Source organism: Streptomyces sp. NPDC060209, assembly GCF_042728155.1.
Lineage (GTDB): Bacteria > Actinomycetota > Actinomycetes > Streptomycetales > Streptomycetaceae > Streptomyces.
Genome location: NZ_JBHWZS010000089.1, coordinates 1 through 21,693, shown reverse-complemented (window position 1 = coordinate 21,693; position 21,693 = coordinate 1). Strand labels below are relative to the sequence as shown.

16 protein-coding genes are annotated in these 21,693 nt (G+C 71.8%); 11 read left to right on the top strand and 5 right to left on the bottom strand.

Annotation, left to right across the window (positions count from 1 at the left end):
• The first annotated feature begins 1 nt into the window (after position 1).
• From ACFWFI_RS18900 to ACFWFI_RS18885, 4 genes are read left to right on the top strand one after another with little or no spacing between them, the layout of a single operon-like run.
• The gene (locus ACFWFI_RS18900) at positions 2-1,348 is read left to right on the top strand and encodes a polysialyltransferase family glycosyltransferase (protein WP_387391259.1); all 1,347 of its coding nucleotides are present in this window, start codon (positions 2-4) and stop codon (positions 1,346-1,348) included.
• Positions 1,349-1,406: 58 nt separating this feature from the next.
• Positions 1,407-2,696, top strand: a complete 1,290-nt coding sequence (locus ACFWFI_RS18895) for a tetratricopeptide repeat protein (RefSeq protein WP_387391256.1) — start codon at positions 1,407-1,409, stop codon at positions 2,694-2,696.
• Positions 2,693-5,098: a polysaccharide pyruvyl transferase family protein gene (locus tag ACFWFI_RS18890; protein ID WP_387391254.1), complete on the top strand. Its 2,406-nt coding sequence runs from the start codon at positions 2,693-2,695 to the stop codon at positions 5,096-5,098. The genes ACFWFI_RS18895 and ACFWFI_RS18890 overlap by 4 nt, the downstream gene beginning before the upstream one ends.
• A 50-nt stretch (positions 5,099-5,148) precedes the next feature.
• Positions 5,149-6,249, top strand: coding sequence for an acyltransferase (locus ACFWFI_RS18885; protein WP_387391251.1), 1,101 nt, complete (start codon positions 5,149-5,151; stop codon positions 6,247-6,249).
• Positions 6,250-6,283: 34 nt separating this feature from the next.
• On the opposite strand, the gene ACFWFI_RS18880 is transcribed toward ACFWFI_RS18885, so the two are convergent.
• Both ACFWFI_RS18880 and ACFWFI_RS18875 read right to left on the bottom strand, forming a co-directional pair.
• Positions 6,284-7,624 carry a polysialyltransferase family glycosyltransferase gene (locus tag ACFWFI_RS18880; RefSeq protein ID WP_387391248.1) on the bottom strand — a complete coding sequence of 447 codons (1,341 nt, stop codon included), beginning with the start codon at positions 7,622-7,624 and terminating at the stop codon, positions 6,284-6,286.
• Positions 7,621-8,604: a glycosyltransferase family 2 protein gene (locus ACFWFI_RS18875; protein WP_387391246.1), complete on the bottom strand. Its 984-nt coding sequence runs from the start codon at positions 8,602-8,604 to the stop codon at positions 7,621-7,623. The genes ACFWFI_RS18880 and ACFWFI_RS18875 overlap by 4 nt, the downstream gene beginning before the upstream one ends.
• Before the next feature lie 208 nt (positions 8,605-8,812).
• On the opposite strand from ACFWFI_RS18875, the gene ACFWFI_RS18870 reads away from it, so the two are divergent.
• Genes ACFWFI_RS18870 through ACFWFI_RS18855 form a run of 4 tightly spaced genes read left to right on the top strand, consistent with a single transcriptional unit; the run spans position 8,813 to position 13,460 of the window.
• A complete protein-coding gene (locus ACFWFI_RS18870) occupies positions 8,813-10,198 on the top strand; it encodes a DUF6716 putative glycosyltransferase (protein ID WP_387391243.1) in 1,386 nt (461 codons plus the stop codon).
• A gap of 20 nt (positions 10,199-10,218) precedes the next feature.
• Complete coding sequence (locus tag ACFWFI_RS18865) at positions 10,219-11,460, top strand: cytidylyltransferase domain-containing protein (RefSeq protein WP_387391240.1); 1,242 nt, start codon at positions 10,219-10,221, stop codon at positions 11,458-11,460.
• A 12-nt stretch (positions 11,461-11,472) separates the two neighbouring features.
• Positions 11,473-12,408 carry an N-acetylneuraminate synthase family protein gene (locus ACFWFI_RS18860; protein WP_387391237.1) on the top strand — a complete coding sequence of 312 codons (936 nt, stop codon included), beginning with the start codon at positions 11,473-11,475 and terminating at the stop codon, positions 12,406-12,408.
• 11 nt (positions 12,409-12,419) lie between these two features.
• Positions 12,420-13,460 carry a hypothetical protein gene (locus ACFWFI_RS18855; protein ID WP_387391235.1) on the top strand — a complete coding sequence of 347 codons (1,041 nt, stop codon included), beginning with the start codon at positions 12,420-12,422 and terminating at the stop codon, positions 13,458-13,460.
• A gap of 82 nt (positions 13,461-13,542) precedes the next feature.
• Here ACFWFI_RS18855 and ACFWFI_RS18850 read toward each other — a convergent pair whose 3' ends face one another.
• Both ACFWFI_RS18850 and ACFWFI_RS18845 read right to left on the bottom strand, forming a co-directional pair.
• A complete protein-coding gene (locus tag ACFWFI_RS18850) occupies positions 13,543-15,228 on the bottom strand; it encodes a serine/threonine-protein kinase (RefSeq protein WP_387391232.1) in 1,686 nt (561 codons plus the stop codon).
• A 235-nt stretch (positions 15,229-15,463) separates the two neighbouring features.
• The gene (locus ACFWFI_RS18845) at positions 15,464-16,144 is read right to left on the bottom strand and encodes a macro domain-containing protein (protein WP_387391229.1); all 681 of its coding nucleotides are present in this window, start codon (positions 16,142-16,144) and stop codon (positions 15,464-15,466) included.
• Between the two features lie 208 nt (positions 16,145-16,352).
• Between ACFWFI_RS18845 and ACFWFI_RS18840 the strand changes: the two genes are divergently transcribed.
• Positions 16,353-17,969, top strand: a complete 1,617-nt coding sequence (locus ACFWFI_RS18840; protein WP_387391226.1) for an ADP-ribosyltransferase domain-containing protein — start codon at positions 16,353-16,355, stop codon at positions 17,967-17,969.
• Between the two features lie 26 nt (positions 17,970-17,995).
• Here ACFWFI_RS18840 and ACFWFI_RS18835 read toward each other — a convergent pair whose 3' ends face one another.
• A complete protein-coding gene (locus tag ACFWFI_RS18835) occupies positions 17,996-18,745 on the bottom strand; it encodes a hypothetical protein (protein WP_387391223.1) in 750 nt (249 codons plus the stop codon).
• 330 nt (positions 18,746-19,075) lie between these two features.
• Here ACFWFI_RS18835 and ACFWFI_RS18830 point away from each other — a divergent pair, with 330 nt between their 5' ends.
• Together ACFWFI_RS18830 and ACFWFI_RS18825 are read left to right on the top strand one after the other, a co-directional pair.
• Complete coding sequence (locus tag ACFWFI_RS18830; RefSeq protein WP_387391221.1) at positions 19,076-20,290, top strand: amidohydrolase; 1,215 nt, start codon at positions 19,076-19,078, stop codon at positions 20,288-20,290.
• A 360-nt stretch (positions 20,291-20,650) separates the two neighbouring features.
• Entirely contained in the window at positions 20,651-21,691 is a 1,041-nt protein-coding gene (locus ACFWFI_RS18825; protein ID WP_387391218.1) for a BMP family lipoprotein, read from the top strand.
• Positions 21,692-21,693 lie beyond the last annotated feature (2 nt).

Below are 21,693 nucleotides of genomic sequence, written 5' to 3'. Positions count from 1 at the left end.
CATGCCCACGCGCACCCAGATCTTCCAGGTGTCGACCCTCTACGGGGCGGCCACGCTCGCGGCGGCGCTGGACGCCGGCCAGTTCGGGCCCGGGCAGGACAGCCACCGCGTCCTGCTCGTCTCCAACAACGCGGCGATCCCCGAAACCGCCCTCCGGCTGGAGGAGATGCGCGGCTACGGGGACATCGCCGCCCGCTTCGACTCCGTCGTCGACTGGAACGACGCCATCAGCCCGCACCACCCGAGCGGCTGGGGCCCGCGCGCCGAGGAGACCGAACTCTGGCAGCGCGCCTTCCGTCTCGCCTGGGGCATCGACCCCGACGGACCCGTCGACCTCGCCGTCGAATCCATCCAGGTCAACCCGGCCCGCGCACTGGCCGCTATCTTCTCCGAGAGCGCCGTGCACGTCTACGCGGACGGTCTGATGAGCTACGGCCCGACCCGCAACAAGGTCCCGAGGTCCATCGCCTGCCGCATCCAGCGGGTGCTCCACCTCGATCTCGTACCGGGACTGCGCCCGCTCCTCCTCGCCGAGTCCGGCGTCGAGCCCGAGCTCGTACCGAACGACGCCTTCCGCAAGGTCCTCGGCGAGATCGCCGGCGCGGCGGACGGCGACCGCCGTCTCGCGGAGACCGAGGCCGAGGCGCCCACGGCGGTGCTCCTGGGCCAGTACCTCGCGGCCCTGAACATCCTCACGGCCGAGGAGGAGGAGGACCTGCACCTCCGCATGCTGCGCGGCGCGGCGCGGGCGGGCCACACCTCCGTCCTCTTCAAGCCCCACCCCACCGCGCCGGCCCGCTACTCCAGGGCGCTGGACGACGCGGCCGCCGCACTGGGGGTGCGACTGACCACGCTGGACAGCCCGCTGCTCGCCGAGACCCTCTACGAGCGGTGCGCGCCCACTCTCGTCGTCGGCTGCTTCTCGACCGCGATGTTCACCGCCGCCGCGTACTACGGCATCCCCGTCGCCCGGGTCGGCACCCGTCTCGTCCTGGACCGCATCACCCCGTACGAGAACAGCAACCGCATCCCGCTGACGATCGTCGACCACCTCGTGCCCGACCTGGACGAGCAGGCCGGCGAGCCCGTGCCGGAACTGCCGTCCGTGGCGCCGGAAACCCTCGCGCCACTCGTCCGGACGGTCGGCTACTGCATGCAGTCCGGACTCCACCCCACGCTGCGCGCCGAGGCCGAGTCCTGGCTGCGGGACCACCTCGACTGCAGCACGCAGCACTACTTCAAGCGGCGTCGCCTGCAGAAGCTCACCCTGCCCGGCGGCGGCCCCCGTGGAGCGGCGATCCGACTGCGCCGCACCGTACGACGAACCCGCAGCAGCCTGGGCCTCTGACCCCACAACCGGGGCGCGTGCCCCGGCCGGTCACTGACGACAGAACGGCGGAACGAGCATGGGTCAGACCTTCACGGGGCTGCTCAAGGCAGTGCGGGCGAGAACCGGGCAGGGCGGTGCGGCGCGGCCCGCGTCCACGGAAGCCCTGCGCCTCTGCGGCGACTACCTCGCGGGCCTCGCCGCGAGCGGTCCCATGAGCGACGCCCGGCAGACGCGGCTCGTCGCCGCCATCGGCGGCCTCACCACGGCCTGCGGAACCGACGGGGACGAGCTGTTCGACGCACTGCTCCGCACCGGGCAGCGTGCCCTGGAGGCCGGCGGGGAGACGGAGACACGCCTCGCCCTGGACATCGCCGTCGAGGCCACCGGGCTGCGGCCCAGGTCCAAGGGGGCATGGCGGCTGCGCGGAGGAGCGCTGGACGCGCTGGGCCGCCGCGACGAGGCGGTGCAGGCCTACGAACGGCATCTGGCGCTTCAGCAGAACCCCGCGTCGGCCGAGGACATCGCGCGCCGGATCGCCACCCTGACGGACCTCCGCACCCGTCTGGACGAGGCCGCCGGGCTGCTGCCCGGTGAGGACGGCACCGCTCTGCGCGCGCTGCACAACGCGCCCGCCGGGCAGGCCCGTACCGTCTTCGCCGAGGTCGTACGCCGTCGGACCGCCGAAGGCGGTGGCCTGGCGGATCCGGCCGTCCGCCGGCTCACCGTCCTGTACGCCGCGCACCGCCGGCTCCTCGACCGGGACAGGATGGCCGACCCCCTGCTCGGCGGCGCGGAACCGGTCGGGGTCACCGCACTGCGACGCCTGATCGCCGGCCGCTCCGTCTGTCTGGTCGCCGGGGCGGCCCGGATCGCCGACGAGGAACGGGTCCCGGGCAGCCCGCTCGGCAAGCTGATCGACGGATACGACCTGGTGGTGCGCTGCGACACCCTTCCGCCCGCCGCCCCGCGCACCGACCTGCACGCGGTCACGCTGCGGGGGGACACCCCGTGGACGGGCCCTGCCTGGGACCGCCGGGCGGGCACGCGGCTGGTCCTCGGCGGCCCGCTGTCGCACTGGCGCCGGTCGCTGCGCGCGCGCCTGGTCGCGGGGGCACAGGACCACATCGGCGACGCCTCGCTGCGGCATCCCCTGGACGATCCGGCGTTGCTCGGTGAGGACGGCTGGGGCCCGCGGACCGGAACCGCGTTCACCGTGCTCCGGCTCCTGGACTTCCTGGACGCCGCCGACCGCCTGGACCTCATCGGTTTCGGACTGCCGGGGCAGCTGCTGCCGCGCGAGCGCGAATGGGTCACGGCCCGCGCGACACACGAGGACGAGACCGAGATGAGGACCACCCTGCGATGAACACCCCCGCCGAGCCCACCGACGACAGACGGACCGGGCCCCCGGCCCTCGACGGACGGGCCGGGCCCGCCCAGGCCGGACCGGCCGTCGGCCCCGCCACCGCGGCCGACGACCGGCGCGCCGTCACAGGCAAGCGGAGGATCGCCTTCGCCGCGTACACCGACGAGGACCGGATGCCCGGCCTCCTGGTGCTGCTGCGCAGTCTCGCCCTGACCGATCCGGCCGTCTGCGAGGACTTCCTCGTCCTGCATCCCGGGCTCCCCGACTCCGCGTTCGACGCCGCCCGCCGGCTGCACCCGCGCCTCGTCCCGCGTACCGCGGAGAGCCGCCTCGACGTCTTCCGGGTGACCGGCTACGACACCGTCATCGCCCTGGGCCCCGGCATGGTCGTCCTCGGCTCCCTCCTGCCGCTGCTGGCCCTCCGCACCGGAGTGGCCGCGGTGCCGCAGTCCGGCCCCGGCGGCGAGCGGGCCGTGGCGGACGGCGGGCTGCTGGTGATCCAGTGCCAGGACGTGACGGACGCCCTGCGGGCCGCGCTGGCGGAGGGCGGCGAGGGCGTGGTGGACCGTGCGCTGTCGGAGGCGGGGCTCCTCGAACCGCTCGGCTCGCGTTACGACTTCCCGGCAGGGCGGCTGTACGACGACACGCCCGTCCCCGGGAGCACCGTCGTCCTGCACTTCGGCGACGGCCGGACCGCCGCCACCCCGGCGCGCGAGGCGCGCGAGCGCTACGAGCTGGCGGACGAGGCATTCCGCGCCGCCTATTGCGCCTTGCCGGGCACCAAGCACCCCGAACTGCTCCTGCACTGCGCCCTGCCGTTCCCCGAAGGGGGGCGTGCGCCGGTGGACCTGGTCCGCCAGGTCGCCGAGGTGCACCGGCAGCAGGGCCGTTACGACGAGGCCGTCACCCTGCTGACGGCCGCCGTGGCGGACCGGCCCGACCTTCCGCGCTGCCACGAGACGCTGGGCATCAGCCTGATGGCCCTGTCCCGCTACGAGGAGGCCGAGGCACACCTCCTGCTGGCCACCGTGTCACCGGACTTCGCCGCCCGCGCCTACGGCCAGCTCGCCCGGCTCGCCTGGCTGCTGGGCCGGACAGCGGAGGCACACGCGTACGCCCGCGAGGGGCTCGACGCCAACCCCACCGACGGCAACTGCCGTGCCTGGTACGTCCGTACACGCCCGGCGCCGGTCACCGCCCCGACGGCCGGCCCGGTACCCGCGGACGAACAGCTCGCCCATGTCGCCCTGTTCGCCGACGGGCAGGAGAACGCGGGCGACAAGGTGCTCCCCGAAGCCGTGCGGATGTGCTTCGGTCCCGACACGGGCCCCGCACGCTGGCACGAGCGGTCCGTGCACCGGCTGGTCGACGAGCCCGTCCTGGAGGAACTGAACGCCCGGCGCGGCATCGTCGTCGGCGGTGGCGGGCTCTTCCTCCCGGACACCGCGCCCAACGGCAACAGCGGCTGGCAGTGGAACATCCCCGATGACGTCCTGGCCCGGATCACCGCGCCGCTCGCCGTCTTCGCGGTCGGCTACAACGTCTTCGACGGCCAGCGCTACCGCCGGGAGCGCTTCGCGGCGAGTCTGCGCGCCCTGGTCGGCAAGTCGTCCTTCTTCGGACTGCGCAACCAGGGTTCCGTGGAGCGGGTCAGGGAGCTGCTGCCGGAGGAGCTGCGGGACCGGGTGCGCTACCAGCCCTGCCCCACGACCGTTGCCCGCCACCTCGACCCCGGCCTGGACGACGGTGCGGGCCGGGACGACACCGTGCTGATCAACTGTGCATACGACCGTGCCGGTCTGCGCTTCGGTCACGACTACGGCCACTTCCTGGCCGAGACGGCGGCCGCCGTACGCGCCATCGGCGAGCGGGCCGAGGTCCGTTACGCGGCCCATATGCCGGCCGACGAGAAGTTCGTCCACGACCTGCGGCGGGAACACGGCACAGCCCTCCCGGTGGAACCGCTGTACCTGTTCTCCAACGACCGCATCCGAGAGCTCTACCGGCGTACGCGCCTGGTGATCGGCATGCGCGGGCACGCGGGCATGATCCCCTTCGGCTGCGGCACACCGGTCATCAGCCTGGTCTCGCACCCCAAACTCGCCTACTTCCTCTCCGACATAGACCGCCCCGACTGGGGCGTGTCCGTCCACGACCGGTCGCTGGGCGCCCGCCTCGCCGAGCGGGCCGCGGCCGTGCTGGACGACCACCCGGCAGCCGTGGCCGACGTACACGGCCGGCAGGAGCACCTGTGGTCGGTCACCCGAGCCAACCTCGCCGAACTCCGGGACCTCTTCGGGCTGCCGGAACCGACCTCCGGGGGGCTCGCCCCGCACGTCCCCGGCCCCCGGACCGCAGAGCCGGCACGGGGCCTTCACCTGCCCGACATCCGGACGAAGTGACTGTTCACCTGAGCGGAGTTCACCCGGGGACCGCGCGTTCATAGCCTTCGATGACCATGCCTTCCTCTGTCTCCCAGGCCGGCTCACCTGTCCCCGCGCAGTCCCCGCAGCCCGCCCCCGAACCCCGCCCGCACCGCGAACACCGGTACGACATCGATCTGATCCGGCTGCTCTGCTCGGTCGGCGTGATCCTCTGCCACACGGGCTCCGCGTTCGTGAACACGGCGGGCCGTGAGGCCGCGAACGGCCCCGGCACCTACTGGGCGGGCCTGGTGGCGGACTCCGCGGGCCGCTTCGCCGTACCGCTGTTCTTCGCGATCGCCGGATGGGTCGTCCTCGTCGGAGCCCCGGTCCGGGACGGCCGTCAGCTCCGCCAGCGGATCGTACGGATCGTGGTGCCGCTCGCCGTATGGACGGTGCTCTACGTCGCATGGGGGCGGCTGCGCGGCACCAACGACGCGCCGGCCGGAGAGCTGGCGCTCGACGCGCTGTTCGCCTCGGTGCGCCCGGCCTACCACCTCTGGTACCTGTACGCCTACATCCCCGTGATCCTGCTCCTGGCCTTCGCCGCCCTGGTGAAGTCGGGCAAGCGTCCCTGGGGCCTGGGCGTCGCGCTCCTCCTGCTGGGGGCAGCTCCGACGCTGTTCGGCGACCTGTCCCAGGTCACGGACCTGGACCTGCCGCGCTTCGGGTGGGGCTTCGGCCCGTACCAGCTGATCTACGCGGTCCTCGGCGCCCTGATACTCGCGCTGCCCGCCGGGACGTTCGGCAGGCGGAGCCTGTGGTGGCTGCTCCCGGCGGGCGTTTTCCTGGCCGCGGTCATCGCGTACCAGCACGAGGTGCACTACGCGATCCCGTACGCGAGCATCCTGGTGGCCCTGTTCAGCGCCGGCGTACTGCTCTCGCTGCACCGGCTGCGTGTCCCCGACCGTCTGCGGCCCGCCCTGACCCGGCTGGCGGGCGCCTCGTTCGGCGCGTACATGATCCATGTGCTGGTGCTGGGCGTCCTCACCGACGCGATGGTGGACGCCGACCTCACCCTGCCGGTGGCGGCGGCCCTCGCTGTCGCCGTCACAGCGGCCACGACGGCCGTCTCCTTCGGTGCGGCCATGCTGTGGACCCGCCTCGGCCTGACAAGGCTGCTGGGCTGAGCCCACGGCTGAGCCCAGGGGCCGGCCCCAGCGGTCAGCGGCGCTTGAGGGCGCGGGCGCGGCGCGCGAGCCTGCGCAGTGCGGCATTCCTGCGGACGAAGGCGAGGCGCGCGGGGACGACGCCGGGGAGGGCCAGTGAGCCGAGCCGCCGGCGTTTGAAGTAGCGCCAGGTCCGGGAGTTCAGGCCGTCGGAGAGGTAGCGCTCGGCGGCCGGGCGGAGGTCCGGGCGGACGCGTGGCTGCATGGCGAAGGCGACCGCCGGCAGCAGGCCGCCGAGGGCCTCCGCCACCGAGGCCCCGGTCGGGGGCGACCAGCCCGATACGGCTGCGGGATCGGCCAGGTCGGGCAGCAGGGCGTCGACGATCGTGACCGGGATCCTCGCCGGGTTCTCGTACGGGGCGAGCCGCTCCAGGAGGGCCCCGGTCCCGGTCCTGGCCACCGGCAGGCCGTAGTGCGCGGTGGCGGTGAGCAGAGCCGTCGAGGCGCAGCCGACGACGAGCGCGGGACGCAACCGCTCGTAGAGGACCTCGGCCAGGACCGGCGTGCCGGGCAGGCCGGAGTCCGCCACCGTCAGTTCCACGCCGAGGCGCCCGGCCTCCGCCCGCAGGTCCGGCACGGAGGGCACGGGGCCGCCGGGATGGGGCCGCACGACGAGGTGGGTATGGCCGCGGGCGGCCGTGCCGCGGATCATCCGCAGGTGGAGCTCCGCCTCCTCGGCGGCGGGGAGCGTCCCCGACTCGGGGAGCAGCAGGAGCGCCACTCCTTCAGGCGCGTCGAACTCCGGTGTGGCGTCCGCAAGTTCGCCGAAGACCTTGAGCAGGGCCGGGGTCGGCAGCGCGCGGGGCGCCACGCCGAATTCGCCCAGCAGCAGCGGTTCGAGGCCGGGGAGCAGGTCCGGGTGGAGGAGCTGCCGGATCCGGGTGCCGATCAGGGGCGGGAGCTTCCCTCCGGTCGGGCCGTAGCCGGTCAGGCCGTCCGTGTACACGGACACCGGCCCGCCGGTGAAGATCTGGGCGACCGCCAGGGCAGGCGCGGTGTGCGGCGATTCCAGAGCCAGCTCCACCTCCTCGTCCCCCAGCTCCCACGCGCGGCGCAGGTGGCGTTCCCACAGGGGCACGTCGTCGGCGCGGGGAGTCCACGCGCCCGGGTGCAGGGGGAAGACGGCGTCGTTCCAGGAGAGCACCTCGTCGAAGCGGGTGCGCAGCCGGTCGAACCCGGGCATCGAGTCGACCGGGGCCGCCGCCTCGGGGATCGCCGTGGTGTCACAGAGCAGCAGGATGCGGCGGCCGGAGTCCTCGAAGCAGCCGGAGTCGAGTGCCGCGGCGAGCACGGCCGTGCCGTGGAGGTCCGAGGCGACGAAGATCTGGGTGGTCACGCGGCAGCCGCTCCCTCGGTGGTGGCTGACCGGCGGCGCAGTCTGCGCAGTACGGTCGCCCGTTCGGTGTCCATGGAGTCCAGGACGTCGTCGAGTACGCGGCGGGGCATGCTTCCGAGTGCCGCCGCACCGAGTGATTTCAGGGCACGGGCCACCGGCGGTTCGAATTTCTCGATGGAACCGATGTGGTGGGAAATGACGGCGCAGTACGTCCGTACCGCTTTCGGCATCAATGTTTCGGCGTCGCGGTCCGCCGCGGTGTCGGACAGCACCTGGTCGTAAGCCCGAATGAAATCCAGCTGGCGTTCGTCGCCGATCTGGGTGAGGGACGACGCGACCCCCCGCCGGTAGAAATGGCCCAGTGTTCCCAGGACCGCGAAGGATTCCGCCTCCCGGTGCAGCCGCCAGATCCACGGCCGGTCCTCGGCGGTGCGCAGCCCGTCGGTGAAATGCAGCAGTCCCCGGTCCAGCAGGCTGCGGTGGTACAGCCCCGCCCAGGCGAACGCGTAGTCCACCGAGGTCGTCCGGTCGGCCGGCAGGATCGCGTCCCGCGGGTCGCTCACCACCCCGCGCAGACCGTGCGGGACGCGGCGCACCGTGCGGGACGTACCGGTGACCTGTACGTGGTCCGTGCGCACGAACGCGCAGCCCAGCGCCTCGGTCCGGGCGAGCAGGCGGGCGTAGTGGCCGGGTGCGAGCCAGTCGTCGCCGTCCAGGAAGGCGATGTACTCGCCGCGGGCCGCGTCCAGGCCGGTGTTGCGTGCCGTGGCGAGACCGGCGTTGCGCTCGTGTCTGAGCACGACCACCCCCTCGATGCCGTCCTGGGCCCGGCGCAGAAGATCGGCCGTCCCGTCGGTGGAGCAGTCGTCGACAAGGATGAACTCGAAGTCCTCGCGGGTATTGGCCCGCAGGCTTCTGAGGGTGTCGGGGGCGTATGCCTGGACGTTGTAGAACGGCACGATGACGGAGAGCTTAACCACCCGCATCACGCTAGGGGCGGCCCCGGCATTTGCCTTGACCCCTGCCCGTACGGAAAGTGAACGGCGCGCGGCGGAAAAGTGAACCCGCCTGAATTCGAGCCCGATTTCCCCTTCCGCCGAGCCGAATCCCCAACCGTCGACCGGCTGTTAACCATCTGTTGCCACCGCGTTGGGCCGCGGATCGAAATGGCTTCCTAGCTTTTACGACGTGCCCCCTCGTACCGATGACGCGGCCTCTCCGGCCGCCACCCCAGCAGCCGACCGTGCGGCGCTCCGCATAGCCGTGCTCGCCGACTCCGACACCCGGTGGAAATGGGGCGCGCTCACCGCGCGCCGCCTCTCCGGGGGTCCGGAGTCCGGCGCGGCGGAGCGCCCCGTCGAGATCAGCGGGCTGCTGCTGCGCGGCCGGGCCACGCCGACGCCCCGCCAGCTCGCCGAAGTGGGCGAGGTCGGGGTCGACGCCGGCCGGGTACGCGAGGTGACGGCCGTCGAATTCCTGCACACGGTGCGGGACGAGGCGTACGACGTCGTCGTATTCGCCCTCGTGGGCGGCGCGGTCCAGGCGATGCTGCACGGCCTGGCCGCTCTGGAACTGCCCCGCAGGCCCGTCGTCGTCACCGGCTACGTCGGGGTCGTCTACGAGAAGCTGGCCGACGGACTCCTGCTGCGCCACGGCGCGGACGTCGTCCTCGCCAACTCCCGGCACGACGGCGCGCGTTTCCGCGCGGTGTACGAAGGGGTCGGCGCCGACGCGTCGTCCGTCACCGAGGCCGCACTGCCGTTCCTCGGCGGGGAGCCGCACCGGGCGCAGGAGGGACGCGACACCGTCGTGTTCGCCGCCCAGCCCTCAGTACCGGCATCCCGCGCCGACCGTACGTACCTGCTGCGCCGGCTCGTCGAGCACGCCCGGCTGCACCCCGGCCGCGAGGTGCTGCTGAAGCTGCGCTCCAAGCCGGGTGAGCACACCACGCACATCGAGGAGCTGCCCTACCAGCGCCTCGCCGAGCGCATCCCCGGCGGCCTGCCGCCCAACTTCCGCCTGGTGTACGGGCACATGGGCGAGGTCCTGGACCGCACCGACCTGCTGGTCACCGTGTCCTCGACCGCCGCGCTGGAGTCCCTGCACCGGCGGATCCCGACCGCCGTGCTCTCCGACCTCGGCGTCCGCGAGGCCCTCGGCAACCACCACTTCATCGGCTCAGGGCTGATCACGTCCTGGGACCACCTGGACGGCGGCCTCCGCCCGGAGCCCGACGAGGAGTGGCTCGCGGGCCAGGGCGTCGCCGCCGACGGCACGTACGGGTCGGCCTACGACACCGCCCGCGCCCGGGTCGGAGCGCTGCTCGCCTCCGGGCCGCTTCCCCGCCTCGCCCCCTACTACACGCCGGCCACCGCGCCCGGATACCTCCCCGGCATCCTCGCCCGCTACCACCTGGGCCCCGACGGACACCCGCTGCCGGGTGCCGTCACGCCCAGGGAGACGGGCCGGGTCCGGGGCGCGGTCCGCGAAACCGTACGCAACGCGGCGCGCGGCGCCTACCGCCACGGCGTCCAGCGGGTCGCCCCCGTGATCCGGCGGATGGGCGAGCTGTGACCACCGATTCAGGAGCATCCATGACCCCGCCCCCCACCGTGCTCGCCGTGATCCCCGCCCGCGGCGGATCCAAGGGAGTGCCCGCGAAGAACCTCGCCCAGGTCGGCGGCGTACCGCTCGTCGCCCGCGCCGTCCGCGCCTGCCTCGCCTCGCCCGAGGTCACGGACGTCGTCGTCACCACCGACGACCCTGCCATCGCCGCCGCGTCCAGGGCCGCGGCCGAGGCACTGGGGGAGGACGCCCGGCTGCACTGCGTGCAGCGCCCCGCCGCCATCGCCGGTGACACGGCGACCAGCGAGGACGCGGTCCTGCACGCACTGCACGCCTACGAGGCGACGGCGCACGGCCGGAAGGCCGACGTGGTGCTCCTGGTCCAGTGCACGAGCCCCTTCATCACACGTGAGGACATCGACGGCGTCGCCGCAGCGGTCGCCCGCGAAGGCGCCGACACCGCTGTCACCGTGGCCCCCTTCCACGGCTTCGTGTGGCGCGACGGCAGCGTCGTCGAGGACGACACCTACGGCGTCAACCACGACAAGGCCGTACGCCCCCGCCGTCAGGACCGGCCCCAGGACTACCTGGAGACCGGCGCCGCGTACGCCATGGACGTCGCGGGCTTCCGCACCCACCGCCACCGCTTCTTCGGCCACACGGCGCTCGTACGGACCGACCCCGCCCGGACCCTGGAGGTCGATGACCCGCACGACCTGGCCCGCGCCCGCGCCCTCGCGCCGCTCCTGGACCCCTCCCCGTTCCCCACCCGGGCGGACATCGACGCAGTCGTCCTCGACTTCGACGGCACGCAGACCGACGACCGCGTCCTCATCGACTCCGACGGCCGCGAGATCGTCGCCGTGCACCGCGGCGACGGCCTCGGTGTCGCCGCCCTGCGCCGGGCCGGTCTCCCGGTCCTGATCCTCTCCACGGAACAGAACCCGGTCGTCGCCGCCCGCGCCCGCAAACTCCAGGTCCCCGTCCTCCACGGCATCGACCGCAAGGACCTGGCGCTCAAGCAGTGGTGCGAGGAGCAGTCCATCGCTCCCGACCGCGTGCTCTACGTCGGCAACGACGTCAACGACCTGGCGTGCTTCGGCCTGGCGGGCTGGCCCGTCGCCGTGGCGAACGCCCACGACTCGGTGCGCGCCGCCGCGCGCGCCGTGACCACCAATCCCGGCGGTTCCGGTGCCGTCCGCGAGATCGCGGCCTGGCTCCTGGGCCCCACCCTCACCCTCACCGAAACCCCCAAAACCCCCACCAAGTAAGGAAGCACCACCATGAGCAGCACCTCCCGCCTGCGCACGTTCGGCACCCGCACCGCCGGCCCCGGCCACCCCGTCTACGTCACCGGCGAGATCGGCATCAACCACAACGGCGACCTCGACAACGCCCTCGCGCTGATCGACGCGGCCGCCGAAGCCGGCTGCGACGCGGTCAAGTTCCAGAAGCGCACCCCGGAGATCTGCACCCCGCGTGACCAGTGGGACATCGAGCGCGACACCCCCTGGGGCCGGATGACGTACATCGACTACCGTCACCGCGTCGAGTTCGGCGAGGCCGAGTACACCGCCATCGCGGAGCACTGCGCCAAGCGCGGCATCGACTGGTTCGCCTCCCCGTGGGACACCGAGGCCGTCGCCTTCCTCGAGAAGTTCGACGTCCCCGCGCACAAGGTCGCCTCCGCCTCCCTCACGGACGACGAGCTGCTCCGCGCGCTGCGCGCCACCGGCCGCACCGTCATCCTCTCCACCGGCATGTCGACGCCGAAGCAGATCCGTCACGCGGTCGAGGTCCTCGGCAGCGACAACATCCTGCTCTGCCACGCCACCTCGACCTACCCGGCGAAGGCCGAGGAGCTCAACCTGCGCGTCATCAACACCCTGCAGCAGGAGTACCCGAACGTCCCGATCGGCTACAGCGGCCACGAGACCGGCCTGCAGACGACCCTCGCCGCCGTGGCCCTGGGCGCCGCGTTCGTCGAGCGTCACATCACCCTGGACCGCGCCATGTGGGGCTCCGACCAGGCCGCCTCCGTCGAGCCGCAGGGCCTCACGCGCCTCGTCCGCGACATCCGAACCATCGAGGCGTCCCTCGGCGACGGTGTCAAGAAGGTGTACGAGTCGGAGCTCGGCCCGATGAAGAAGCTCCGCCGGGTCGCGGGCGTCGTCGCCGAGGGCGAGAACGCGCCGGCCGCCGAGCCGGTCGCGGTCTGACGGGCCGACCGGTGAACCTCGCCTTCGTCGAGAGCCCGGTCCAGCTCCTGAACGTCCTGGAGTGGACCCACACCCGGGGAGGACCCGACACCACGATCGTCGTCCTCCCCCCGGTCGACCCGATGTCGCGCGGACAGCTGCGCAGGATGGCGGAGCTGGCCCGCGACGAGGGCATCACCGTGCGCTGGCAGGAGGCGCGCGGGGAGACCGGCGCGCCTCTGAAGGCCCTGCGCGCGCTGACCGGCCTGATCCGCAAGGCCGACGGCATCGTCATCGGGGACCCGTTCTCCCGGTACGTGCAACTGCTCCTCAGCCTGGTCCGCACCCGAAGGATCACCGTTGTCGACGACGGCACCGCCACCATGGAGTTCGTCGCCCAACTGGCACGCGGCGAACGCCTGGTGCGCTGGCACCGCCGGGGCAGCGGGGGGCCGCGCGAGCTGCTCCTGGCCCCGGTCACCTCAGCGGCCCGCCGCAGCTTCACCCCGTCGGCGACCCGCACGGTCGAGGTGTTCACCGCGATGCCGGTGGAGGCTCCCGACGGCATCGATGTCACCGCGAACACCTTCACCTGGACCCGGGAACGCTTCGGCCCGCCCCTCATCACCAAGGGCGCCGACCTGGTCGGCACCTCGCTGGTGGAGACGGGCGTGGTCGACCCCGTCCCGTACCAGGAGGCGGTGGCCTCGCTGGCCCGTGCCCACGGCGCGACGCGCTACTTCGCCCACCGCCGGGAATCCGCGGACAAGCTCCACGCCCTGGAATCCGCCACCGGCCTGGAGATCGTCCGCCCTGACCTGCCCCTGGAACTCATCGCCCGCAGAGGCCCCATCGGCCACACGGTCCTGAGCTTCCCGTCCACCGTGGTCCACACCCTCCCACTGGCCCTGGTGGGCACGGGCGTGAAGGTCGCGGTGTGCGACATAGCGCCGGAATGGCTCCGCGACACGGCGTCCCCGCGCGCACAGGGCTTCCTGAGCGGCGTCACGGAGACGGCCAAGGACGTGCAACGACTGGCGCCGTGGCGGGTCACGGCGGTCACGGAGGGCTGACACGGCGGGCGTCACCGGCCCGCACACGGCACCGGTGCCGACTCGGCCGGGCACCCCGTCGTTCCCGGACCCGGTGCCCGCCCTACCGGGCGGCGTTCCGCCAGACGGTCAGGTCTCCGGAAAGGAAGGCGAGGTCCGGGAGAGCGGTCGACTTCGTCTGGATCACGTACAGCCCGATGTTGCCCTCGGCGTCCTTCATGCAGATCTCGGTGCCGGCCGCCGCCGCGTCCAGCTGCCAGCTGTGCTTCTCGGCGCTGTTGAGCATGAGACGGCACTCGTCGAGGGTTGTGCCATGCCCTCCGAACATCTGCATGAACACCGCCCGGTCGGACTCGAGTTCGCAGCCGGCCGACTCACAACTGAAGCGGATGTCACCCTTGCCGCCCTTCACCTCCGGATCGGAGCTCTTGAGGCTCAGCGAGTTCCTCGCGTCCAGCTGCACCAAGTAGAACCCCTCCGGCTGCGGCTCCTGGGGCGAGTCCGACGAGGACGCGGGGTCCCCGGACGCGCCGTCACCGGCTCCGGCCGCTGATGAATCCGAGGCACCACCCGAGGCATCGGAGGAGGGGTCCGACGAGCTCCCGGGTGCGGATGCCGACGACCGTGGGGCCGGTCCCGTCGCGGACGTCCTGGAGCCGGCCGTGTCCCGGTCGCCGATCCGGCCCATCACGTCCATGACCGACCAGGCCAGTGCCACCACCAGCAGCGCGCTCCCTGTCACAACGGCGGCGGCGATCAGTGCTGTGCGCCGCCGGCGGACCTTGCGTTGTTCCGGCGTCGGCTGCGGCCCCCCGAAGTGCGACTGCGGCCAGGCCGGGGTCGGCGCGGGTACAGGCGGCCCCGGGTAGGCCGGGGTCGGCGCGGGTACCGGTGCCGGAATCGCGACCTCCGGCCCGATGGCATCCCGCCACACGGCAGGACCCCCGCCCGCGTCGGCGTCCGCCCCCAGCCGGTTCCGGCACCACTCCACGACCTCCGCCGGTGTGGCCCGCTCCGCCGGGTCGGCAGCCAGGCACCGGGCGAACAGCGGACGCAGCGACTCGGGCAGGAGGGACAGTTCGGGTTCGGAGTGCACGATCCGGTACAGCACATTGACGGCCGAGCCCTCGCCGTAGAGCGGCCTGCCCAGTGCGGCGAACGCCGCCGTCTGTCCGAGCGCGAAGACGTCGGTCGCCGCCGTGACCTCATTCCCGGACGCCTGCTCCGGGGCCATGAAGGGAGGCGTGCCGATCGTGCCGCCCGTCGCCGTGTACGAGGTCCCGTCGGAGGCCAGCGCGATACCGAAGTCGATCACCCGTGGGCCGTCGGCCGCCAGCAGCACGTTCGAAGGTTTCAGGTCCCGGTGCACGATGCCTTCGGCGTGGATGGCCTGCAACGCCTCGGCCACCCCCGCCATCAGCCACAGCAGCGCAGGCACCGGCAGCGGCCCCCGCCGGGTCACCGCCTCCGTCAGCGACGGCCCCGCCACGTACAGCGTGGCCAGCCACGGTGGTACACCGTCGGCGTCGGCGTCGATCAGCTCGGCGGTGTAGGCCCCCCGGACCCGCCGGGCCGCCTTGATCTCCCGGCCGAACCGCCGCCGGAAGTCCGGATCGTCGGCCAGCTCCGGGCGCACGACCTTGATCGCCACGGGGCGGCCGCCCTGCGTGTGTGACAGATACACCCGGCCCATGCCACCGGCGCCAAGCCGCGCGGCGAGCCGATAGCCGGCCACCACAGGCGGGTCGTCTGCCTGGAGTGGCTGGAAGACGTCCGTCGCATGGCTCATCAGCCCTGTACCCCCAGTGTCATGCGTTGGCCAACGGCAGCAGCCTAAGCGGCTCGGGCGGAGCGAGCGGAGTGATGGTGCGGCCTGCTACGACATCGTTGCCGAGGACTGCTCGGCCATGTCAGGAACTCCGTCTCCGACAAGCCGCTGGAGCGGGTGCTGCTCGGCTCGTACCCGATCAGTGACCCAGCCGTACGCCTGGGGGAGCCGGCTCGGCAGGTGCCGGTGTGTTCCGTCAGCGGCGGGCCGCGCCGCGCCTGGCCGGGTCGATACGGACCCGTTGCGTGGCGGGTGCGGCTTCCAGGTCGTCGAGTTGCGCCACGATCGTGCTGCGCAGGTCGTCGTAGCCCTCGAAGCGGTGGTCGTTGAACAGGGTGTAGCCCGTCCACATCAGGTTGGCGCACACGCGTGCCGGCACCCGGCCGGTACGGGCACCCATGCCGACCAGCGCCACCGACTCGATGCTGCCCGGCGCCTTCTCGTTCTGCTCATGGACCGCCTGGAACGCCGCGGCGCAGGCCAGGGCCACATTCAGGGTCTCGCTCACGTTCTGAGAGGACCCTTCCATCGTCGGTGTCGGTATGAGGAACTTCGGGTTGACCGCTCCCGACGGAACGCACACGGCGCTCCCCACGGGGAGGTTTCCGCCGAACCCGTCCCGGATCGCCCGCTGCACGCGCAGCTGGATGCCGGCGCCGAGGTGCCGCTTGATGGCGGCGTCGGCTCCACCGTCCATACGGCCGCGGGAGTTGGTGGGATTCACCCAGGCGTCCACCGCCTCGTCGAGGATCGAGCCCTGGCGGATCTCGACCTCCGGGGTGTCGGCGAACGAGGCCCGCCACGCCTCCACGACGTCGGCGTCGAGGTCGGTCAGGACCACCCGGACAGGCGGCGGCTGCAAGTGGTTCCCGGTCATCGTCCACTCCGATCGAGAGGTGGTTCCTCCACTGGTCAAGACGCTACAGCGCCCCACTGACAACGCCTGAGGCGGCGGCAGTTGGCCGGCACCCGCTGTCAGTGGCGACGGATACAACTCGTCACATGCGGGACCCCGGCGCGTACGGCGCCGGACTCGCCCATGACCTCGCCCTCAGCACGGATCGACACCGCGGAGCGCCTTCACCATGAGCGATGCCAACACTCCGGCCCAGCCCGGCCCGAACGACCCGCTGGCCCTTGCCGAGCTGTTCGAGGGCGGCGGCGAACCGTGGCTTCCGCTGTTGAAGCCGGTCATCGAGTCCCACGCGGACGCGGCCGAGTTCATCGGCCCGGGACGCGGACCGGGGATCGTCCCCGTACGCGAGCTGACCTTCCAGGCGCTCAAGCCCAACCCGCCGCACAAGTGGAAGGTGGTCGTCTTCGGCCAGAACCCCTACCCGCGGCCGGAGAGCGCCACCGGTATCGCCATGTTCGACAACACCTTCCACGACTGGAAGGACAGTCAGTTCGGCCGGGTCGTAAGCATCCGCTGCATCATCAAGGCGGCGGCGATGTGGAAGTACGGCATACCGAAGAAGACCCCGATCGCCGACGTACGCGCGCTCCTGAAGGAGCGGGACACCGTCCAGCCGCCGGAGTGGTTCCAGGCGATGCTCACGCAGGGTGTGCTGTTGCTGAACGCGGCACTCACCGCCAGCAGCGACGGGGCCATGGCGACCGACCGGCACACCAGGTTCTGGCGCCCGGCCGTCGAGCGGATCGTCGAGGAGATCCTCAGGGCCAAGCAGAACGCCGAGGAGGAGGACCGTTACGTCGTCTTCGCCTGGTGGGGGGCCCATGCGCGGAGCCTGAAGAACGTCGTCCTCCGGCTCCAGAAGAAGTATCCGGACGTGGAGGTCCGGCACATCGACCACCCCAACCCCGCGGCTCAGGGCGACATCTTCTGCGAGGGCGAGCACTTCGGCACGGTCAACGCCGCACTCGCGTCGCTCGGCGCCGACGAGATCGACTGGCTGCCGAGCAAGGGGTGGAACACCGCCGAGGAAGGGCCGGACGGCGCGAATGGCGATGTCGCGCAACGCATGGGCGCGTTCATGGCGGCGACCATGGAGCTGCATCAGCTGTATCTGGACCGGCTCGCGGGCGTCAAGGACGAGGGCCTCGTCCTGCCGGCCATCACAGGGGTGTTCGACACCCCGCTCCTGGACTTCCGGGACGCCGTCGGCCCGGTCGTATCCCTCCTGGCCGGCATCGAGCGGCATGCCGAGCAGTCGCACGCGTTCGGGAAGAGGCGTGCGGACGAGGCGGCCGGTGAGCTGTCCGCCGATGCCATCGCCGCGCTCCACCTCTACACCTGCGAGTCCTCGTTCTACCGGGAGATCAACGCCGTGCTGCGGTCCCCGGACCGGGCGAAGGTCGCCCCGTACCTCCCCTACCTGCGACTGCTGTTCTCCGCGGTGTCCCACCTTCCCGCCCACAAGCAGCCGTTGTGGCGCGGAGTCCCGCTCGACCTTCGGGCGCAGTATCCGCTCGGGAAGACCGTCACCTGGTGGGGCGTGTCCTCGTGCACGTCAGAACTCGGTGTCGCCCGGGCGTTCCTGGGGGGCCGGGGCAAGCGGACGCTCTTCGAGGTGACCCCCGTCCGGGCGGTGGGCATCCGACGCTTCTCCGCCTTCACGGGCGAGGAGGAGTTCATCCTCTCGCCGGGGACACAGCTCGAGGTGACTGGTGTGGAGGCTGAGCGTGGCGGCCTGTGCACGGTGAAGCTGAGGGAGCTGGAGGAGCAGACCCTCGTGTCCTGAGGGGTGCGCGTGCAAGGGGGACGCGATCAGTGCGCGTCCTGCCGGTCGGGGCCGGGGGCGACCGCTGCGTCCGCGTCGCGCCGAATCGCTCGGTCCCGGCTCCAGCGCCGGAGCGCAAGGGCGAAGCCGACTCCGGCCAGCAGTGCGGGAGCGGCCGACTGCGCCGTCAGTGACGCCAGGAAGTCGGGGTTCATCCGCTCCGTCATCCCGCTGGTGTACTGACAGGTCGCCTGAGGGGGGAAGAAGCTGTACTCCAGCGTTCTGGGCGCGTGCGCCCCCCAGTCCGCGCCCGTCGAGCAGGCGGACGACGGCCCCGCGAGCAGCTTCCAGCCGGCCGGCGCGTACAGCAGGAGGAACACGGAGCCGGTGGCGGAAAACGCCGTTCCCGTACGGCGGAGCTTCTCGGCCCTGGACATCGGCATCACCAGACGGCCGCCGGGGCGCGGATCGAAACACTCCGCGAGCAGGGCCACGAACATGCAGACGACCAGGACAAGCAGGCTGCCCCACAGCAGTGTGCCCAGCACGTCCCGACCACCGACGGAGGCGACGTCCCCGCCCTGGAACTCGCAGACGGTGGCCGGCGGAAACGCCTGGTCCCGGACCCGCATGAGCCTGCCCGGCCCTTGAACCAGCCCGTGCATGCACTGCTCGTCGAACTCCATCATGCCGAACGCGGCGATCCCCGAGGCTACGGACAGAACGGCGAACGAGATCCCTGCCGCGGCCCACACGCCGCCTGTCCGGTAGCCGCTATGCATGCGCACGTATGACATTCGCGCAGAGTAATCGAACGCAACGCCCGTCCTGGCCCGAACGCTTGAGCTTGTCGAGGTTCGGCGTCCGTGACCAAGCGTGATTGACTTGCCGCGCACAGTCGCGACGGTGCGCGGCTGAACAACAGTTCCCGGTTGCGGCGCGGAAGCGGATCCTCGGCCGCTCCCCTCCGTTCCTGTCGGACGGCACCGCGTATGCCGGAAAATGGGTGAGTTTACCCATCGGGGCCGGCCGTCACACGCCGCAGTGCCATCTTTTGTTCCTCTAAGCGGCTGAACTTTTGTTGATCTGTGGCCAGTTGTGGGTACCAGGGGCCTACCCTTGACTGGGTGAACCAGTTGAAGTCCCGTGCGCCCCACGCCGAGGCCGTCCTGCCCGGCACCCTGCCCGACGACCTCCGTGCCGAGCTCATCGCCTTCCGCCGTGATCTGCACATGCACCCCGAGCTCGGCAACCAGGAGTTCCGCACCACCGCGGCCATCAAGGCCAGGCTCGAGAAGGCCGGGCTGGAGCCGCAGGTGCTGCCCGGCGGCACGGGACTCGTGTGTGACGTGGGGGAGTGGGACGGCGTGACGCCGATGCTGGCGCTCCGGGGTGACATCGACGCGCTGCCGATTCCGGACACCAAGGCGGGGGTCTCCTACCGGTCCACCGTGCCCGACCGGGCGCACGCCTGCGGGCACGACGTCCACACGAGCTGCGTCCTGGGGGCGGGGCTCGTCCTGAGCGACCTGGACCGCCAGGGGCTGCTGCCCCGTCCGGTGCGGCTGCTGTTCCAGCCCGCCGAGGAGGTGCTGCCCGGCGGCGCCGCCGACGCGGTCGCGGCCGGGGTGCTGGAAGGGGTGGGGCGGATCATCGGGGTGCACTGCGACCCCAAGGTGGACGTGGGCAGGATCGGGCTCCGGATCGGGCCGATCACGTCGGCCTGCGACCGTGTGGAGGTCTCCCTCGACGGCCCCGGCGGACACACCGCACGTCCGCACCTCACCACCGACCTGGTCACCGCCGCGGCCAGGGTGGCCACCGACGTACCCGCGCTGCTCGCCCGGCGCGTCGACGCAAGGGCCGGCCTCGCGCTCACCTGGGGACGGTTGCAGACCGGCCACGCGCCCAACGTCATCCCGCAGCACGCCGAGCTGTCCGGTACGGTCCGGTGCCTCGACCTGGAGAGCTGGCGGCAGGCGCCCGACCTGGTGCACGCGGCGATCGACGAGGTGGCCGGGATGTACCGGGCCAAGACGGTGATCGACTACGTCCGAGGGGTGCCGCCCGTGGTGAACGAGGCCGAGACGATCGGTCTTCTCGACGCCGCGATGACCATCCGCCGCGGATCGTATGCGATCGAGGACACCGAACAGAGCCTGGGCGGCGAGGACTTCTCCTGGTACCTGGAGAAGATCCCGGGTGCCATGGCCAGGCTCGGCGTAAGGGCGCCGGGTGACACCCGTGGCCTGGACCTGCACCGGGGCGACTTCGACGTGGACGAGGAAGCGATCACGGTCGGGGTGGAGCTGTTCACCGCGGCCGCGCTGCTGGACGCCTGACCGTGCGGGACCGGCGGCCGGACCGTGCGGGAAGCCGCGGACGGCCGGCCGGCGGTTCCCCGGCGCCGCGGATCCGGCCGCTGCGCCCGGTGCGCGCGGTGCACCGGGGCCGGTCGCGGGCCGCCCGCGATACGCGCCTCGGTGGGGGCGGGAGCCGCGTGGGGGCGGGGGAGTGGACGTCGTCCTGACGACCTCGCGTTTCGTGCTGGTAACGGCTCGTAACCGGACAGGACACCTCCTGTTCGCGACGATCCGATAACAGCTTCCGTAGGGGTCCTTATCTGACATCTACGCGCGTTACGATCGCCGCGAAACCAGCGCCGGAAGAGGCGCTTCGGTCAGGTTTGAAGGAGCCTTCCCTTGCGCCGCGTATCCAAGATCGCTGCAGCGTGTACCGTTTCCGCGGCTCTCGCCTTCACCGCTACCGCGTGCGGTGAATCGTCCACCGAGAGCACCGGTTCCGACAAGGACCAGATGAAGATCGGCATGGCCTACGACGTCGGCGGCCGTGGCGACAACTCGTTCAACGACTCCGCCGCCCGTGGCCTGGACAAGGCCAAGGCCGAGTACGACGCCGAGACCAAGGAGCTCACCGCCAAGAGCGGTGAGACCCCGGCCGACCGTGAGCAGCGCCTCGCCTCGCTCGCCGAGGGTGGCTACAACCCGGTGATCGGCGTCGGTTTCGCCTACCAGGCCGCGCTCGAAAAGGTGGCCAAGGCTCACCCCGACACCACCTTCGGCCTGATCGACTCGGTTTCCGAGACGAAGAACGTGTCCTCCATCGTCTTCACCGAGGAGCAGGGGTCGTACCTCGCCGGTGTCGCGGCGGCGCTGAAGTCCAAGGACGGCCAGGTCGGCTTCATCGGCGGTGTCGACCTTCCGCTGATCAAGAAGTTCGCGGCCGGCTTCCAGCAGGGCGTCACGGAGACGAACCCGAAGGCCAAGGTTCAGATCCAGTACCTGTCCACCGGTTCCGACCTGTCCGGTTTCGGCAGCCCGGACAAGGGTGAGGCCGCTGCCAAGGGCATGCTCGACAAGGGTGCCGACGTGATCTTCGCCGCTGCGGGCGGCTCCGGTGCCGGTGCGATCGAGGCAGTGGCGGGCAAGAGTGGCGCCTGGTCCATCGGCGTCGACTCCGACCAGGCCAAGGACCCGGCCCTGTCGAAGTACGCCGACACGATAATGACTTCGGTCGTGAAGAACGTCGACAGCGGTGTCTACGACCTGGTGAAGTCCGTCAAGGACGGCAAGCCGATCACCGGTACGCAGAGCTACTCGCTGGCCGAGGACGGCGTCAGCCTGACCACCACGGGTGACCACCTCAAGGACATCCAGGCCAAGATCGACGAAGCGAAGAAGAAGATCGTCGACGGCACGATCAAGGTCAAGACCACGACCTGATC

Coding starts and splice junctions, on each gene's coding strand:
- ACFWFI_RS18865 (WP_387391240.1), top strand. CDS start 10,219: ATGACCCCGCCCCCCACCGTGCTCGCCGTGATCCCCGCCCGCGGCGGA.
- ACFWFI_RS18890 (WP_387391254.1), top strand. CDS start 2,693: ATGAACACCCCCGCCGAGCCCACCGACGACAGACGGACCGGGCCCCCG.
- ACFWFI_RS18845 (WP_387391229.1), bottom strand. CDS start 16,144: ATGACCGGGAACCACTTGCAGCCGCCGCCTGTCCGGGTGGTCCTGACC.
- ACFWFI_RS18895 (WP_387391256.1), top strand. CDS start 1,407: ATGGGTCAGACCTTCACGGGGCTGCTCAAGGCAGTGCGGGCGAGAACC.
- ACFWFI_RS18850 (WP_387391232.1), bottom strand. CDS start 15,228: ATGAGCCATGCGACGGACGTCTTCCAGCCACTCCAGGCAGACGACCCG.
- ACFWFI_RS18835 (WP_387391223.1), bottom strand. CDS start 18,745: ATGTCATACGTGCGCATGCATAGCGGCTACCGGACAGGCGGCGTGTGG.
- ACFWFI_RS18860 (WP_387391237.1), top strand. CDS start 11,473: ATGAGCAGCACCTCCCGCCTGCGCACGTTCGGCACCCGCACCGCCGGC.
- ACFWFI_RS18840 (WP_387391226.1), top strand. CDS start 16,353: ATGAGCGATGCCAACACTCCGGCCCAGCCCGGCCCGAACGACCCGCTG.
- ACFWFI_RS18900 (WP_387391259.1), top strand. CDS start 2: ATGCCCACGCGCACCCAGATCTTCCAGGTGTCGACCCTCTACGGGGCG.
- ACFWFI_RS18885 (WP_387391251.1), top strand. CDS start 5,149: ATGACCATGCCTTCCTCTGTCTCCCAGGCCGGCTCACCTGTCCCCGCG.